Raw genomic sequence first — 16,121 nt, forward strand, 5'->3', positions numbered from 1 at the left:
CGCCGTCCATCTGGGCGGCGCCCGTGATCATGTTCTTCACGTAGTCGGCGTGGCCCGGGCAGTCGACGTGCGCATAGTGGCGGTTCGACGTCTCGTACTCGACGTGCGCCGTCGAGATCGTGATGCCGCGCGCCTTCTCTTCCGGCGCCTTGTCGATCTGGTCGTAAGCGGTGAAGGTCGCGCCGCCGGACTCCGCCAGCACCTTCGTGATCGCCGCCGTCAGCGACGTCTTGCCGTGGTCGACGTGGCCGATCGTGCCAACGTTGCAGTGCGGCTTGTTCCGCTCGAACTTTGCCTTCGCCATGGGGTGGTCTCTCCGTTTCTCAATCGTTCCAGCAGTCTTCAGGCCACCTTGGCGCGGACGACGTCCGCGATGGCCTGTGGCACCGGCTCATAATGGTCGAACTGCATGCTGTACTGCGCGCGGCCCTGACTCATGGAGCGCAGGGAGTTCACATAGCCGAACATGGCAGCCAAGGGAACCAGTCCCGTGACGATTCGCGCGTTGCCACGCTGGTCCATGCCGGTGATTTGTCCCCGGCGACCGTTCAGGTCGCCGATGACGTCGCCCATATAGTCGTCCGGCGTGATGATTTCGACCCGCATCAGCGGTTCCAACAGCGCCGGAGCGGCTTTTGTCATAGCCTCGCGGAAGGCGGCCCGCGCCGCAAGTTCGAAAGCAAGCGGCGACGAGTCGACATCGTGTGCCTCGCCACCGGTCAGGGTCGCCTTGACGTCCACCACCGGGTAGCCGGCGACGACACCGCTGTCTTTCGCGGCCTCCAGGCCCTTCTGCACGCCGGCGACGAACTCGCGCGGCAGGCCAGCCGCCCGGTTCTCGAAGACAAAGCCGGCGCCGCGGTCAAGCACCTCCAGCTTCAGCGTCACGCGCGCGAACTGGGCGCGGTCGCCGGTCTGCCGGGCGTGGACATGGTCGACCTCGGCCGAGCGCAGCACGGTTTCCCGATAGGCGACCTTGGGCGCGCCAACGGCCGCATCGACGCGGAACTCGCGCCTCATGCGGTCGACGATGATGTCGAGATGCAGTTCGCCCATGCCGCGGATCACGGTCTGGCCGCTTTCGCGGTCGACGGTGACCTGCAACGAGGGGTCCTCGTGGCCGAGGCGGTTCAATGCCGCCGCCATCTTGTCGTGGTCGGCGTCGGTGCGTGGCTCGACGACGATCTCGATTACGGGCTCGGGAACGTCCAGACGCTCCAGCACGATCGGCTTGGCAGGATCGCACAACGTATCGCCGGTCGCCGTGTGCTCCAGACCGGCAAAGGCCACGATGTCGCCGGTGTGGGCGCGCTCGATCTCTTCACGGCTGTTGGCGTGCATCAACAGCATGCGGCCGATCTTCTCGCGCTCACCCTTGACCGGGTTCAGCAGCGAATCGCCGACGCTGACGGTACCGGAATAGATGCGGCAGAAGGTGAGCGTCCCGACATAGGGGTCGTTCATCACCTTGAAGGCGAGACCCGAGAAGGGCGCGCTGTCGTTGGCAGCACGCTCTTCCGCCCAGTCGCCACCCACCGCATGGCCCGTCACCGCACCGATGTCGTTCGGTGCCGGCAGATAGTCGACCACGGCGTCCAGCATCGGCTGGATGCCCTTGTTGCGGAAGGCGGACCCGCACAGCACGGGAACCATGACGCCGGCAATCGTGCCCTTGCGGATCAACGCGCGCAGCGCGTCGGGCGTCGGCTCCTCGCCGCGCTCGAGATAGGCGGCCATCGCCGCCTCGTCGAGGTCGAGCACGGCGTCCAGAAGCGCCTGATGGGCGCTTGCAGCCGGTCCGGCTAGATCCTCGGGAATTTCGGTGTGTTGGAATTCGGCGCCGAGCGTTTCGGCCTTCCAGATCGTGGCGCGCATCGCAACCAGATCGACGATGCCGGAGAAGCCGGCCTCGCTGCCGATGGGAAGTTGAACGACCAGCGGCTTGACGCCCAGGCGGTCGGCCATCATGGCGACGCAGCCGTCGAAGTCCGCGCCGACGCGGTCCATCTTGTTGACGAAGGCCATGCGCGGCACGCCGTACTTGTCGGCCTGCCGCCACACGGTCTCGGTCTGGGGCTCGACCCCCGCAACCGCGTCGAAGATGGCAACGGCGCCATCCAGAACGCGCAGCGACCGCTCGACCTCGATGGTGAAATCCACGTGGCCGGGCGTATCGATGATGTTGATGCGGTGGTCGCGCCAGAAACAGGTCGTGGCCGCCGAAGTGATGGTGATGCCCCGCTCCTGCTCCTGCTCCATCCAGTCCATGACGGCGGTGCCGTCATTGACCTCGCCCATGCGATAGGACTTGCCGGTGTAGAACAGGATGCGCTCGGTCGTCGTCGTCTTGCCGGCATCGATGTGAGCCATGATGCCGATGTTGCGATAACGGTCGAGGGCGTGCGAGCGGGGCATGCAAAATCACCAGGACAGGCGTTAACCTTACCAGCGGTAGTGCGAGAACGCCTTGTTGGCTTCCGCCATACGGTGCGTGTCTTCGCGCTTCTTCACGGCAGTGCCGCGCTGGCTGGCGGCGTCGAGCAGCTCACCCGACAGACGCTCGGTCATGGTGTTTTCCGAGCGGGCGCGGGCGGCGCTGATCAGCCAACGGATGGCCAGGGCCTGGGCGCGGTCCGAACGAACCTCGACCGGAACCTGATAGGTCGCACCACCGACGCGACGCGAACGCACTTCAAGGTGCGGCTTCACGTTGGCGAGGGCATCGTGGAAGACCTGAACGGGGTCGTTCTTGGTCTTGACCTCGATACGACCCAGCGCACCGTAGACGATGCTTTCAGCCGACGACTTCTTGCCGTCAAACATCAGGCAGTTCATGAACTTCGTCAGGACGCGGTCGCCATACTTGGCGTCCGGCAGGACTTCACGCTTCTCGGCGCGATGACGACGGGACATCGTGAGTTCTCCTTACTTCGGACGCTTCGCGCCGTACTTCGAACGACGCTGCTTACGATCCTTGACGCCCTGGGTATCCAGCGTGCCGCGAATGATGTGGTAGCGAACGCCGGGAAGATCCTTCACACGACCGCCGCGGATCATGACCACCGAGTGTTCCTGGAGGTTGTGGCCCTCACCAGGGATGTAGCTCGTCACCTCGAAGCCGTTCGTCAGACGAACGCGGGCGACCTTACGGAGCGCCGAGTTCGGCTTCTTCGGGGTGGTGGTGTAGACGCGAGTGCAGACGCCACGCTTCTGCGGGCAGGCCTCCATCGCGGGAACCTTGTTGCGCGCGGCCAACGGCTCGCGCGGCTTACGGATCAACTGGTTGATCGTCGGCATATCTGCCCTTCATCCCTTCAAGATCACTCGGCCGGACGAGCCGGACGAAGCAAAAGCCCGCCTGCGAAACGTTGCCGTTCCGAGCGGGCTGAATGAGCGAAAGCCGACCGGAGGACTCCGATCGGCGGGATCGGTGGATTCAAACGGACGCACGGAGAGCCCGGGCGGCCTTTGAAGTTCGCGGACTTTAGGGAAAGGCCGGGAGAGAGTCAAGGACGGTATTATAGCTTGCGGGCGCCCCGACTCGCAATCCGCAAAGCCCAAAGAAAAGGGGCGCGTCCCCTGCGGAACGCGCCCCCTTCCCTACTCGATCACTCCGGCGGATCAGGCCGCGGAGCTTTCCTCGCCCGGGGTCGGCAGGGCCGGAGTTTCCTCCGGCGCGCCGGCCTCCAGGGCCGCCTCGCGGTCACGCTCGGCGGCGATCAGCTTCAGGCGGTTCACCACGGAGCCCGTGCCGGCCGGGATCAGACGGCCGACGATGACGTTCTCCTTGAGGCCTTCCAGATTGTCGACCTTGCCGCCGACGGCCGCTTCCGTGAGGACGCGGGTGGTTTCCTGGAACGACGCAGCGGAGATGAAGGAGCGCGTCTGCAGGCTGGCCTTGGTGATGCCCTGGAGAACCGGATGGCCGTGGGCCGGCTGCAAGCCTTCCGCGACGGTCTTCTCGTTCTCCTCGTCGAACTCCTGACGGTCGACCTGCTCGCCCACCAGGAAGGTGGTCTCGCCGGCGTCGGTGATCTCGACCTTCTGCAGCATCTGGCGAACGATCACCTCGATGTGCTTGTCGTTGATCTTCACGCCCTGCAGTCGATAGACGTCCTGGATTTCGTTGATCAGGTAGTCGGCCAAAGCCTCCACACCCATCACCGCCAGGATGTCGTGCGGCACCGGGTTGCCGTCCATCAGCAGATCGCCGCGTTCGACATAGTCACCCTCCTGCACGGAGATGTGCTTGCCCTTCGGGATCAGATACTCCTTCTCGTCACCGCTCTCGTCGTTGCGGACGACGATGCGGCGCTTGGTCTTGTAATCCTTACCGAATTCGACGCGGCCGCTCATCTCCGAGATGATGGCGAAGTCCTTCGGACGACGCGCCTCGAACAGCTCGGCCACGCGCGGCAGACCGCCGGTGATGTCGCGGGTCTTGGACGACTCGCGCGGGATACGCGCCAGCACGTCGCCGGCCCGGACCTCGGCACCGTTCTCCACCGACAGGATGGCGTCCACCGACATGAAGTAGCGGGCTTCCAGTCCGTTCGGCAGGGTGATCAGCTCGCCCCGCTCGTCCACCAGCGCGATGCGCGGCTTCAGATCGGCACCGCGCGGCTGCTGGCGCCAGTCAACCACCACCTTGGAGCTGATGCCCGTCGCTTCGTCCATCACCTCGCGCATGGAGATGCCCTCCACGAGGTCGATGTAGCGGGCGGTACCGGCGCGCTCGGTGATGATCGGCAGGGTGTAGGGGTCCCACTCGGCCAGCTTGGCGCCGCGCTCGACCTTCACGCCCTCGTCGGCCAGCAGCTTGGCACCGTACGGCACGCGGTGACGCGCCCGCTCGCGGCCCTGCTCGTCGAGCAGGATCACTTCGGTGCTGCGGCCCATGACGACCGGAATGCCCGAGGAGTTCATGACGACGTTGCGGTTGTTGATCCGCACAGTCGCTTCGAACGCCGCCTCGATCTGGCTCTGCTCGGCGCCGCGCTGCGCCGCACCACCGATGTGGAAGGTACGCATCGTCAGCTGGGTGCCCGGCTCGCCGATCGACTGCGCCGCGATGACGCCAACCGCTTCGCCGGTGTTGACCAGCGTGCCACGGGCCAAATCACGGCCGTAGCACTTGGCGCAGACGCCGTCGCGGGTCTCGCAGGTCAGGACCGAGCGGATCTTGACCGAGTCGATGCCCGACCGCTCGATGCGGTCGACCGTCGGCTCGTCGATCAGGCCGGCGTCCTCGACGATCAGCTCGCCGTTCAGCGGGTCGATCACCGCCCCGACCACGGTGCGGCCGAGGATGCGGTCGCCCAGCGGGCTGATGACCTCGCCGCCGTCGATCACCGCCTTGACGGTGATGCCGCGCTCGGTGCCGCAATCATGCTCGACGATGATGGCGTCCTGCGCGACGTCGACCAGACGGCGGGTGAGGTAACCGGAGTTCGCCGTCTTCAAGGCGGTATCGGCCAGACCCTTGCGGGCGCCGTGGGTGGAGTTGAAGTACTCCAGCACGGTCAGGCCTTCCTTGAAGTTCGAGATGATCGGCGTCTCGATGATCTCGCCCGACGGCTTGGCCATCAGGCCGCGCATGCCGGCCAGCTGACGGATCTGCGCGGCGGAACCACGCGCACCGGAGTGGGCCATCATGTACACCGAGTTGACCGGCTTGCCGGCTTCGGTGGTCGAGATCGCCTTCATCATCTCGGAGGCGACCTTCTCGGTGCATTCCGACCAGACGTCGACGACCTTGTTGTACTTCTCGCCCTGGGTGATCAGGCCGTCGAGATACTGCTGCTCGAACTCCTTCACCCGCTCCTTCGACTCGTTGACCAGCTTTTCCTTGGCGACGGGGATGACCATGTCGTCCTTGCCGAAGGAGATGCCGGCGCGGCAGGCGTGGCCGAAGCCGAGCTTCATCAGGCGATCGGCGAAGATCACCGTCTCCTTCTGACCGCAGTGGCGATAGACGGCGTCGATGACGTTGCCGACGTCCTTCTTGGTCAGGACGCGGTTGATCAGCGAGAACGGCACCTTCGGGTGGCGCGGCAGCAGCTCCGACAGGAGCATGCGGCCAGGCGTCGTCTCGACGATGCTGATCAGCTCGTTGCCCTCGTCGTCCACACCGACATAGCGCGCCTTGATCTTCGCATGGATCGACAGAACCTTGGCGTTCAGCGCCTGCTCGATTTCCGAGACGTTGGCGAACACCATGTTCTCGCCCTTCTCGCTCGGGCGATCCATCGAGATGTAATAGATGCCGAGCACGATGTCCTGAGACGGCACGATGATCGGCTTGCCGTTGGCGGGCGACAGGATGTTGTTGGTCGACATCATCAGGACGCGCGCTTCCAACTGGGCCTCAAGGCTCAGCGGGACGTGCACGGCCATCTGGTCGCCGTCGAAGTCGGCGTTGAAGGCGGTGCAGACCAGCGGGTGCAGCTGGATCGCCTTGCCTTCGATCAGCGTCGGCTCGAACGCCTGGATGCCGAGACGGTGCAGCGTCGGCGCACGGTTCAGCATCACCGGATGCTCGCGGATGACCTCTTCCAGGATGTCCCACACCTCGGGACGCTCCTTCTCGACCATCCGCTTCGCGGCCTTGATGGTGGAGGCGAGGCCGTACAACTCCAGCTTGGCGTAGATGAAGGGTTTGAACAGCTCCAGCGCCATCTTCTTCGGCAGGCCGCACTGGTGCAGCTTCAGCTCCGGACCGACGACGATGACCGAACGGCCGGAATAGTCGACGCGCTTGCCGAGCAGGTTCTGACGGAAGCGGCCCTGCTTGCCCTTCAGCATGTCCGACAGCGACTTCAGCGGACGCTTGTTGGCGCCGGTGATGACGCGGCCACGGCGGCCGTTGTCGAACAGAGCGTCGACGGCCTCCTGCAGCATGCGCTTCTCGTTGCGGACGATGATGTCCGGCGCCTTCAGCTCGATCAGCCGTTTCAGACGGTTGTTGCGGTTGATGACGCGGCGGTACAGGTCGTTCAGGTCGGACGTGGCGAAACGGCCGCCGTCGAGCGGGACCAGCGGACGCAGTTCGGGCGGGATCACCGGAATCACTTCCAGGATCATCCACTCGGGGCGCGACTGCGAGGCCAGGAAGGCGTCGATCAGCTTGAGGCGCTTGACCAGCTTCTTGCGCTTGGCTTCGGAGTTGGTGTCGCGCAGATCCTCACGGCAGCGCTTCTTCTCCTCGTCGAGGTCGAGCGCGGACAGCATGATGCGCAGCGCTTCGGCACCGATCGACGCGGTGAAGGCGTCCTCGCCGTACTCGTCCTGAGCGTTCATGAACTCTTCCTCGCTCAGCAGCGAATGCAGCTTGAGCGGGGTGAGGCCGGGCTCGATGACGACGTAGTTTTCGAAATAGAGGATGCGCTCCAGATCCTTGAGCGTCATGTCGAGCAGCAGACCGATGCGGCTCGGCAGCGACTTCAGGAACCAGATGTGGGCGACCGGGGACGCCAGCTCGATGTGGCCCATGCGCTCGCGCCGGACCTTCGACAGCGTGACCTCGACGCCGCACTTCTCGCAGATGATGCCGCGATACTTCATGCGCTTGTACTTGCCGCACAAGCACTCGTAGTCCTTGATCGGGCCGAAGATGCGGGCGCAGAACAGGCCGTCGCGCTCCGGCTTGAAGGTGCGGTAGTTGATGGTTTCCGGCTTCTTGATCTCGCCGTAGGACCAGGACCGGATCCGCTCGGGGCTCGCGATCTGGATGCGGATCTGATCGAAGCTCTGCGGCCCCTGAACCTGGCCGAAAATGTTCATCAACTCATTCATGACCGTCTCCCGCTGGCATCGCCGCGTTGTCGGTTAAAAGCAGTGCAATGCCCCGGAACGGCGCGCATGCGCCGATCCGGGGCCTGGGTCACGTCAGACCGGCTCAGTAGTCCCGCTGGTTCAGTTCGACATTCAGGCCGAGCGAGCGCAGCTCCTTGACCAGCACGTTGAACGACTCCGGAATGCCGGCCTCGAAGTTGTCGTCGCCGCGGACGATGGCTTCGTAGACCTTGGTGCGGCCGGACACGTCGTCCGACTTCACCGTCAGCATTTCCTGCAGCGTGTAGGCGGCGCCATAGGCTTCGAGCGCCCAGACCTCCATCTCACCGAAGCGCTGACCGCCGAACTGGGCCTTGCCGCCCAGCGGCTGCTGCGTGACCAGCGAGTAGGGACCGATCGACCGGGCGTGGATCTTGTCGTCCACAAGGTGGTGCAGCTTCAGCATGTAGATGTAGCCGACGGTGACCTTGCGATCGAAGGTCTCGCCGGTGCGGCCGTCCACCAGCGTCGACTGGCCCGACCGGTCGAAGCCGGCGCGTTCCAGATGGACGCAGATGTCCTCCTCGCGGGCGCCGTCGAAGACCGGCGTCGCGAAGGGCACGCCCTTGCGCAGGTTCCCGCCCAGCTCCAGCAGCTCGCCGTCGGTCATGTCGGCGATGTCCTCGTTGTAGGTCACCTCGCCATACGCCGACTTCAGCGTGCCGCGCAGGGCCTCCAGCTGGGGAGCGCCTTCGGCCTTCTGGCGGATCGCCAGACGGTACTGGTCGACCGCACGGCCGATCTGCTTGCCGAGACCCGAGGCCGCCCAACCGAGGTGGGTTTCCAGGATCTGACCGACGTTCATGCGCGACGGCACGCCCAGAGGGTTCAGCACCAGATCGACGGGGGTGCCGTCTTCCAGGTAGGGCATGTCCTCCTGCGGGATGATGCGCGAGACGACGCCCTTGTTGCCGTGACGGCCGGCCATCTTGTCGCCCGGCTGCAGCTTGCGCTTCACCGCGACGAAGACCTTGACCATCTTCATGACGCCCGGCGGCAGCTCGTCACCGCGCTGCAGCTTGTCGACCTTGTTCTCGAAGCGGTCCTGCAGGGCCTTGATCGAGTCGTCGAACACCTTCGCCAGGTTCTCGACGGTCTCCATCACCTGCTCGTCGGCGATGGCGATCTGGCGCCACAGGCCCTTCGACAGGCCGGCCAGCACCTCGTCGGTCAGCACCGTGCCGCCCTTCATGCCCTTCGGGCCGGACTGCGCGGTCTGGCCGATCAGCACTTCCTTCAGGCGGGTGTAGAAGCTGCGCTCCAGGATGCCGCGCTCGTCGTCGCGGTCCTTGGCCAGCTTCTCGATCTCGGCGCGTTCGATGGCGAGCGCGCGCTCGTCCTTGTCGACGCCGCGGCGGCTGAACACGCGGACCTCGACGATGGTGCCGACCACACCCGGCGGCAGGCGCAGCGAGGTGTCGCGGACGTCGGAAGCCTTCTCGCCGAAGATGGCGCGCAGTAGCTTCTCTTCCGGCGTCATCGGGCTTTCGCCCTTCGGCGTCACCTTGCCGACCAGAATGTCGCCCGGACGGACTTCGGCGCCGATATAGACGATGCCGGCCTCGTCGAGGTTCTTCAGAGCTTCCTCACCCACGTTCGGAATGTCGCGGGTGATTTCCTCCTGGCCCAGCTTGGTGTCGCGGGCCATGACCTCGAACTCCTCGATGTGGATCGAGGTGAAGACGTCGTCCTTGACGATGCGCTCGTTGATGAGGATCGAATCCTCGAAGTTGTAGCCGTTCCACGGCATGAACGCGACGAGCACGTTCCGGCCGAGCGCCAGCTCGCCCAGATCGGTCGACGGACCGTCGGCCACGATGTCGCCGGCGTTCACCCGGTCACCGACCTTCACCAGCGGACGCTGGGTGATGCAGGTGTTCTGGTTGGAACGCTGGAACTTCAGCAGGTTGTAGATGTCGACGCCCGGCGCCGTGCTGTCCGAGCTGTCGGTCGCACGGACGACGATGCGGGTGGCGTCGACCTGGTCGACGATGCCCGAGCGCTTGGCGACGATGGTCACGCCGCTGTCGCGGGCGACGGTCGCCTCCATGCCGGTGCCGACCAGCGGGGCGTCGGCCTTGACCAGCGGCACCGCCTGACGCTGCATGTTCGAGCCCATCAGCGCGCGGTTGGCGTCGTCGTTCTCGAGGAACGGGATCAGCGCCGCGGCGACGGACACCAGCTGCTTCGGCGACACGTCGATCAGGTCGATGGCTTCCGGCCGGAACATCAGGTATTCGCCGCCCTGGCGGCAGGAGACCAGATCGGCGGCGAAGCTGTTGTCCGCGTTCAGTTCGGCGTTCGCCTGGGCGACGACGTAGCGGCCCTCCTCCATCGCCGACAGATAGACCACCTCGTTGGTGACCTTGCCGTCGATGACCTTGCGGTAGGGGCTCTCGATGAAGCCGTACTGGTTCACGCGGGCATAGGTCGCCAGCGAGTTGATCAGACCGATGTTCGGACCTTCCGGCGTCTCAATCGGGCAGATGCGGCCGTAGTGCGTCGGGTGCACGTCGCGCACCTCGAAGCCTGCGCGCTCGCGGGTCAGACCGCCCGGGCCCAGCGCCGAGAGACGACGCTTGTGCGTGATCTCGGACAGCGGGTTGGTCTGGTCCATGAACTGCGACAGCTGCGACGAGCCGAAGAATTCGCGCACGGCGGCGGCGGCCGGCTTGGCGTTGATCAGGTCGTGCGGCATCACCGTGTCGATCTCGACCGAGCTCATGCGCTCGCGGATCGCACGTTCCATGCGCAGCAGGCCGACGCGGTACTGGTTCTCCATCAGCTCGCCGACCGAGCGGACGCGGCGGTTGCCGAGATGGTCGATGTCGTCGATCTCGCCGCGGCCGTCCTTCAGGTTCACCAGAACCTTCAGGATCTCCAGGATGTCCTCCTTGCGGAGCACACGCATCTGGTCGTCGGTCTGGAAGTTCAGACGGGCGTTCATCTTGACGCGGCCGACGGCCGACAGGTCGTAGCGCTCGCTGTCGAAGAACAGGCCCGAGAACAGCGCCTCGGCCGATTCCAGGGTCGGCGGCTCGCCCGGACGCATGACGCGGTAGATGTCGATCAGTGCGTCTTCGCGGCTGGCGTTGCGGTCCGCGTTCATCGTGTTGCGGATGTAGGCGCCGACGTTCAGATGGTCGATCGCCAGCACCGGCAGCTCGTCGACGCCGGTCTTCTCCAGCTTGTCGAGATCGCTCGCCGACAGCTCGTCACCGGCTTCGAACAGGACTTCGCCCGTGCGCTCGTTGATGATGTCGACGGCGAGGTAGCGGCCGGTCAGCTCCTCGGTGGAGACCTGCTGCTCGGTCAGGCCGGCCTCGACCAGCTTCTTGATGACGCGCGGGGTCATCTTGGTGCCGGCCTCGGCGACGATGGCGCCGGTGGCGGCATCCACGAGGTCGGAGATCAGCTTGACGCCCTTCATCCGATCGACGTTGAACGGGGTCTTCCAACCGCCGGCCGACCGGGTGTAGGTGATGGTGTCGTAGAAGTAGTTGAGGATCTCTTCCTTGGCCATGCCCTGCGCCTCGTAGGGCAGCAGGTCCTTGCGGTTGGCCTTGCGCTCGGCGCGCAGCGCCTCGGTCTCCGCGCCGTCCAGAGCGAACAGCAGCGTGGTGGCCGGCAGCTTGCGGCGGCGGTCGATGCGGACGTAGACGAGATCCTTGGCGTCGAACTCGAAGTCGAGCCAGGACCCGCGGTAGGGGATCACGCGGGCGGCGAACAGATATTTGCCCGACGCGTGGGTCTTGCCCTTGTCATGGTCGAAGAAGACGCCCGGGCTGCGGTGCATCTGCGAGACGATGACGCGCTCGGTGCCGTTGATGACGAAGGTGCCGTTGGCCGTCATCAGGGGCATGTCGCCCATGTAGACGTCCTGCTCCTTAATGTCGCGGATCGAACGGAGGCCGGTGTCCTCCTCGACGTCGAACACGGACAGACGCAGGGTCACCTTCAGCGGGGCGGCGAAGGTCATGCCGCGCTGCTGGCATTCCTCGACGTCGTATTTCGGCTGCTCAAGCTCGTACTTGACGAAATCCAGCACCGCGCGGTCGGAGAAGTCCTTGATCGGGAAGACCGACTTGAAGACTTCCTGCAGGCCCAGGTTCGCCCGCTTTTCCGGGGCGACGTCCATTTGCAGGAAGTGATCGTAGGAGCTGCGCTGCACCTCGATGAGGTTGGGCATCTGGGTGACTTCCGGGATGCGCCCGAAGCTCTTCCGAACACGTTTACGACCCGTAAAGGATTTGGCCATGGATGTCCCCAAACGTCTGTACGTGATGCGCGTTATACCGACCGTTCAACCGACCGTAGGATCGAGCCGACTGGTGTCGACCGGTCCCGAGGGCGCCCGCGCGGGCCATCCCCATGATGGGGACGGAAAGAGCCGGGCCGGGCAAGCCCGGTCCGGCGGAAGGCAGAAAATGCCGTGCGGCGGCCGGTCCCCCAGGGAACCGACCGCCGTCCGGCTTGGTACTGTGTGCTTCGTAGGCAACAAGGTCTTACTTAATATCGACCTTGGCGCCGGCTTCTTCAAGCTGCTTCTTGATCTTGGCGGCCTCGTCCTTCGTGGCGCCTTCCTTGACCGGCTTCGGAGCGCCCTCGACCAGGTCCTTGGCTTCCTTCAGGCCCAGGCCGGTGATCGCACGGACTTCCTTAATCACGTTGATCTTCTTGTCGCCGGCGTCGGCGAGGATCACGGTGAACTCGGTCTGCTCTTCGGCCGGAGCGGCAGCGGCAGCGGCCGGGCCGGCGGCGGCGACGGCCACCGGAGCGGCGGCGGAGACGCCCCACTTCTCTTCGAGGAGCTTCGACAGCTCGGCGGCTTCCAGGACGGTCAGGGCCGACAGATCGTCGACGAGCTTCTGCAGATCAGCCATGTTACTACTCCAAACGACTTGAGTTCTGGGGATGTAAAAAACGAGTGACTAGGCCTGGTTAGGCCGCCGCCTCGTCGTCCTTCTTCGCGTAGGCAGCAAGCACGCGGGCGACCTGGCCGCCCGGAGCCTGGAGGACACCGGCGATACGGGTCGCCGGGGTCTGGATCATGCCCACGAGGCGGCCACGCAGTTCGTCCAGCGACGGGAGCGAGGCGAGGGCCTTGACCCCCTCCGCGTCCAGAATCTGGGTGCCGAGACTGGCGCCGACGATCTTGAGCTTCTCGTTGGTCTTCGCGTAGTCGGCCACCACCTTGGCAGCCGCAACGGGATCCTTCGAGTAGGCGATCGCCGTCGGTCCCTTGAAGAGACCGTCCAGACCTTCGAACTGCGTCCCCTGAAGGGAACGACGGGCGAGCCGGTTCTTCGTCACTTTGAAGCTGGCGCCAGCAGCCCGAACCTTCGCACGCAGGTCGGTGACTTCCTTCACCGTCAGGCCCAGATGGTGGGTGACCACCACCAGGCCCGTGTCCTGGAGCTTCGATTGCAGAGCCGCGATCGTCGCTTCTTTTTGTGTACGATCCACGGATCGCCTCCTTGCACAGAGGTGTACATGGACCCCCGTCCCCGAAGGGCCGGAGATCCGGCGAACCTGTCCCAGAAGTCAAGCCGTTCCTGAACCGGTTCCCGTCGCACATGGCGGCGGGGCCGGAGGGGTAAACGGGTTCAACTCCTGTCTGCGCGGGTGAATTTTAAGCTCTTCCCTCTCCTTGCGGTCGGGGACGGGCACCAGCGGTCTCGGACAGGGGTGGGCGGGTGCCCTCGGGGTTTCCCCCTCAGGCGGTCCGCCCGGACGCCGCCGCTGCCCGAGAGCAGACGGCGGCGAAACGGGTCGTCAGGCGGCGGCCGTAGCCGACACGCTGGAGAGGTCGAGCTTCAGGCCCGGCCCCATCGTCGACGAGAGCGAGACCTTCAGCAGGTACTGGCCCTTGGCACCGGTCGGCTTGGCACGGGTGATGGCATCGACGAAGGCGCGGATGTTCTGGACCAGCGCCTCTTCCGAGAAGCTGACCTTGCCCACGCCGGCGTGGATGATGCCGGTCTTCTCCGCACGGAACTCTACCGCGCCGGCCTTGGCGGCCTTCACGGCGCCGGCGACGTCGGGGGTCACGGTGCCCAGCTTCGGGTTCGGCATCAGGCCGCGCGGGCCCAGCACCTTACCGAGCTTGCCGACCACGCCCATCATGTCGGGCGAGGCGATGCAGCGGTCGAAGTTGATGTTGCCGGCCAGGATCTGTTCGGCCAGATCGTCGCCGCCGACAACGTCGGCGCCGGCGGCCAGAGCCTCATCGACCTTGGCGCCACGGGCGAACACCGCCACGCGGACGGTCTTGCCGGTGCCGTTCGGCAGGTTCACGACGCCGCGGACCATCTGGTCGGCGTGGCGCGGATCGATGCCAAGGTTCATCGCGATTTCGATCGTCTCGTCGAACTTGGCCTTGGCGGCACCCTTCACCAGGGTGACGGCCTCTTCCAGCGAGTAGAAGGAGTCGCGGTTAACGGTCTTGTAGGCGTCGGTCAGACGCTTGCCCAGCTTCGCCATAGGATCAGCCCTCCACCACTTCGAGGCCCATCGAGCGGGCGGAGCCGGCGATCATGCTCGCGGCAGCTTCGACGTCGTGCGCGTTCAGGTCGGCCATCTTCTTCTGGGCGATCTCGCGGATCTGCGAGGTCGTGACCTGGCCGACGAAACCACCCTTGCCGGGAGTCGTCGAACCCTTGTCCTTGCCCGAAGCCTTCTTGAGGAAGTAGCTGACCGGCGGGGTCTTCGTCACGAAGGTGAAGGTGCGGTCGCCGTAGGCGGTGATGACCACGGGAATCGGCATGCCGACTTCCAGGTCCGCCGTCTTGGCGTTGAACGCCTTGCAGAACTCCATAATGTTCAGGCCGCGCTGACCGAGCGCCGGGCCGATGGGCGGCGACGGGTTGGCCTTGCCGGCCGGGACCTGCAGCTTGATGTAACCGACGATTTTCTTCGCCATCTCACAACCTCCTGGGACGACGCCTCACGCACTTGACCGGATGGTCCGGCGCGGCGCCGCGGGGTTTTGCGGTTCGGCCATGGCGAGCCTCCCGCAACAGAATGGAGCCACCGATGCAAGCACCGGCAGCTCCGACTCATAAACTTTGGAACCTTGCGATCAGATCTTTTCGACCTGCGTGTATTCCAGCTCGACCGGCGTGGAGCGACCGAAGATCGAAACCGCCACCTTGAGGCGGGACTTCTCTTCGTCGACTTCCTCGACGACACCATTGAACGAAGTGAAGGGACCGTCGCTCACTCGCACCTGCTCGCCCACCTCGAAGGTGATCGAGGGCTTGGGGCGCTCAAAGCCTTCCTGCACCTGATGGATGATCCGCTCGGCTTCGCGCTGGGAAATCGGCTGCGGCTTACCGCCACCACCCAGGAAGTCCGTGACCTTCGGCGTGTTCTTCACCAGCGACCAGGATTCGTCGGTCAGGTCCATCTTGACGAGGACATAGCCGGGGAAGAACTTGCGTTCAGTGTTGATCTTGGAACCCCGGCGCACTTCGACCACTTCTTCGGTCGGGACCAGGATTTCCTCGAACTTGTCTTCCAGACCCTTCTGAGCCGCTTTTTCGCGGATGGCCTGGGAGACCTTCTTTTCGAAACCCGAATAAACGTGAACGACGTACCAGCGCGCAGCCATGTCTTAGCCCCCCAGCCCAAGGATCAAGCGAACGGCAACCGCCAGCACCTGATCGACGACGAGGAAGAACAGGGCGGCGAGCACGACCATGACGAACACCATGGCGGTCGTGATGCCGGTTTCCTTGCGGGTCGGCCAGGTGACCCTGGCTACCTCGCGGCGGACCTCGCGCGCGAATTCTGCGGGATTGACTTTAGCCATCGTGCGAACCGTGCGAGCTCCGGAGCGACTGTGAGGGCGTCGCTTTTGCCCTAACCGTTATTGGGACGGGATGGCAGGAGTGGAGGGGATCGAACCCCCAACCCCCGGTTTTGGAGACCGGTGCTCTACCAATTGAGCTACACTCCTATCTCCGTCCGGCCACACCTTTCGGCGTGGGAGGCCGCTTAAACCATTCTTTAGGCGGCGGTGTCAAGGCCTTTCGACCCGACTTTCGGAAGAACTTTGAAACCGGCTTGCCGGAAGCCCAACCAAACCCTGTACGCGGATAAAACTCCCCCGCCGGACCGTGGTCCGGCGGGGGAGGCAGGCTTATAGCATCACTCGACGATCTTGGCAACGACGCCGGCGCCGACGGTACGGCCACCCTCGCGGATGGCGAAGCGCAGGCCTTCGTCCATGGCGATCGGGGCGATCAGCGTCACTTCCATGGCGACATTGTCGCCCGGCATCACCA

At 64.9% G+C, this 16,121-nt stretch carries 12 protein-coding genes, 1 tRNA gene and 1 pseudogene; all 14 read right to left on the bottom strand.

Going from position 1 to position 16,121, the window contains the following annotated elements:
- The coding region (locus VH569_RS34380; RefSeq protein ID WP_423321676.1) for a GTP-binding protein at positions 1 to 304 on the bottom strand (304 nt) is incomplete at its 3' end.
- 38 nt (positions 305 to 342) lie between these two features.
- On the bottom strand, positions 343 to 2,415 hold the full coding sequence (gene fusA, locus VH569_RS34385; RefSeq protein WP_423321678.1) for an elongation factor G: 2,073 nt from the start codon (positions 2,413 to 2,415) through the stop codon (positions 343 to 345).
- A gap of 27 nt (positions 2,416 to 2,442) precedes the next feature.
- Entirely contained in the window at positions 2,443 to 2,913 is a 471-nt protein-coding gene (rpsG, locus tag VH569_RS34390) for a 30S ribosomal protein S7 (protein WP_098740496.1), read from the bottom strand.
- 12 nt (positions 2,914 to 2,925) lie between these two features.
- Positions 2,926 to 3,297 (bottom strand): 30S ribosomal protein S12, encoded by a 372-nt coding sequence (gene rpsL / locus VH569_RS34395; protein WP_012973201.1) that lies wholly within the window; start codon positions 3,295 to 3,297, stop codon positions 2,926 to 2,928.
- Between the two features lie 324 nt (positions 3,298 to 3,621).
- Positions 3,622 to 7,794 (bottom strand): DNA-directed RNA polymerase subunit beta', encoded by a 4,173-nt coding sequence (gene rpoC / locus VH569_RS34400; RefSeq protein ID WP_395458515.1) that lies wholly within the window; start codon positions 7,792 to 7,794, stop codon positions 3,622 to 3,624.
- A gap of 103 nt (positions 7,795 to 7,897) precedes the next feature.
- Positions 7,898 to 12,091: a DNA-directed RNA polymerase subunit beta gene (gene rpoB, locus VH569_RS34405; RefSeq protein WP_423321681.1), complete on the bottom strand. Its 4,194-nt coding sequence runs from the start codon at positions 12,089 to 12,091 to the stop codon at positions 7,898 to 7,900.
- Positions 12,092 to 12,338: 247 nt separating this feature from the next.
- Positions 12,339 to 12,716: a 50S ribosomal protein L7/L12 gene (gene rplL / locus VH569_RS34410; RefSeq protein ID WP_014246882.1), complete on the bottom strand. Its 378-nt coding sequence runs from the start codon at positions 12,714 to 12,716 to the stop codon at positions 12,339 to 12,341.
- A 58-nt stretch (positions 12,717 to 12,774) separates the two neighbouring features.
- Positions 12,775 to 13,299 (bottom strand): 50S ribosomal protein L10, encoded by a 525-nt coding sequence (gene rplJ, locus VH569_RS34415; RefSeq protein ID WP_098740499.1) that lies wholly within the window; start codon positions 13,297 to 13,299, stop codon positions 12,775 to 12,777.
- 309 nt (positions 13,300 to 13,608) lie between these two features.
- Entirely contained in the window at positions 13,609 to 14,316 is a 708-nt protein-coding gene (gene rplA, locus VH569_RS34420) for a 50S ribosomal protein L1 (protein WP_098740500.1), read from the bottom strand.
- A gap of 4 nt (positions 14,317 to 14,320) precedes the next feature.
- On the bottom strand, positions 14,321 to 14,755 hold the full coding sequence (gene rplK / locus VH569_RS34425) for a 50S ribosomal protein L11 (protein WP_042690902.1): 435 nt from the start codon (positions 14,753 to 14,755) through the stop codon (positions 14,321 to 14,323).
- 159 nt (positions 14,756 to 14,914) lie between these two features.
- Positions 14,915 to 15,445 carry a transcription termination/antitermination protein NusG gene (gene nusG / locus VH569_RS34430; protein ID WP_012973192.1) on the bottom strand — a complete coding sequence of 177 codons (531 nt, stop codon included), beginning with the start codon at positions 15,443 to 15,445 and terminating at the stop codon, positions 14,915 to 14,917.
- A 3-nt stretch (positions 15,446 to 15,448) separates the two neighbouring features.
- Positions 15,449 to 15,646: a preprotein translocase subunit SecE gene (gene secE, locus VH569_RS34435; protein ID WP_014246876.1), complete on the bottom strand. Its 198-nt coding sequence runs from the start codon at positions 15,644 to 15,646 to the stop codon at positions 15,449 to 15,451.
- 71 nt (positions 15,647 to 15,717) lie between these two features.
- Positions 15,718 to 15,793: transfer RNA gene (locus VH569_RS34440), tRNA-Trp, on the bottom strand.
- Positions 15,794 to 15,984: 191 nt separating this feature from the next.
- Positions 15,985 to 16,121: pseudogene (gene tuf / locus VH569_RS34445) on the bottom strand (elongation factor Tu); the annotation flags it as partial.

The organism is Azospirillum sp. 11R-A, from assembly GCF_049472615.1.
Classification (GTDB): domain Bacteria; phylum Pseudomonadota; class Alphaproteobacteria; order Azospirillales; family Azospirillaceae; genus Azospirillum; species Azospirillum palustre.

What these genes read in the sequence shown, in the direction of transcription:
- fusA (WP_423321678.1), bottom strand. Translation starts at nt 2,415, where the DNA reads ATGCCCCGCTCGCACGCCCTCGACCGTTATCGCAACATCGGCATCATG.
- rpsG (WP_098740496.1), bottom strand. Translation starts at nt 2,913, where the DNA reads ATGTCCCGTCGTCATCGCGCCGAGAAGCGTGAAGTCCTGCCGGACGCC.
- rpsL (WP_012973201.1), bottom strand. Translation starts at nt 3,297, where the DNA reads ATGCCGACGATCAACCAGTTGATCCGTAAGCCGCGCGAGCCGTTGGCC.
- rpoC (WP_395458515.1), bottom strand. Translation starts at nt 7,794, where the DNA reads ATGAATGAGTTGATGAACATTTTCGGCCAGGTTCAGGGGCCGCAGAGC.
- rpoB (WP_423321681.1), bottom strand. Translation starts at nt 12,091, where the DNA reads ATGGCCAAATCCTTTACGGGTCGTAAACGTGTTCGGAAGAGCTTCGGG.
- rplL (WP_014246882.1), bottom strand. Translation starts at nt 12,716, where the DNA reads ATGGCTGATCTGCAGAAGCTCGTCGACGATCTGTCGGCCCTGACCGTC.
- rplA (WP_098740500.1), bottom strand. Translation starts at nt 14,316, where the DNA reads ATGGCGAAGCTGGGCAAGCGTCTGACCGACGCCTACAAGACCGTTAAC.
- rplK (WP_042690902.1), bottom strand. Translation starts at nt 14,755, where the DNA reads ATGGCGAAGAAAATCGTCGGTTACATCAAGCTGCAGGTCCCGGCCGGC.
- nusG (WP_012973192.1), bottom strand. Translation starts at nt 15,445, where the DNA reads ATGGCTGCGCGCTGGTACGTCGTTCACGTTTATTCGGGTTTCGAAAAG.
- secE (WP_014246876.1), bottom strand. Translation starts at nt 15,646, where the DNA reads ATGGCTAAAGTCAATCCCGCAGAATTCGCGCGCGAGGTCCGCCGCGAG.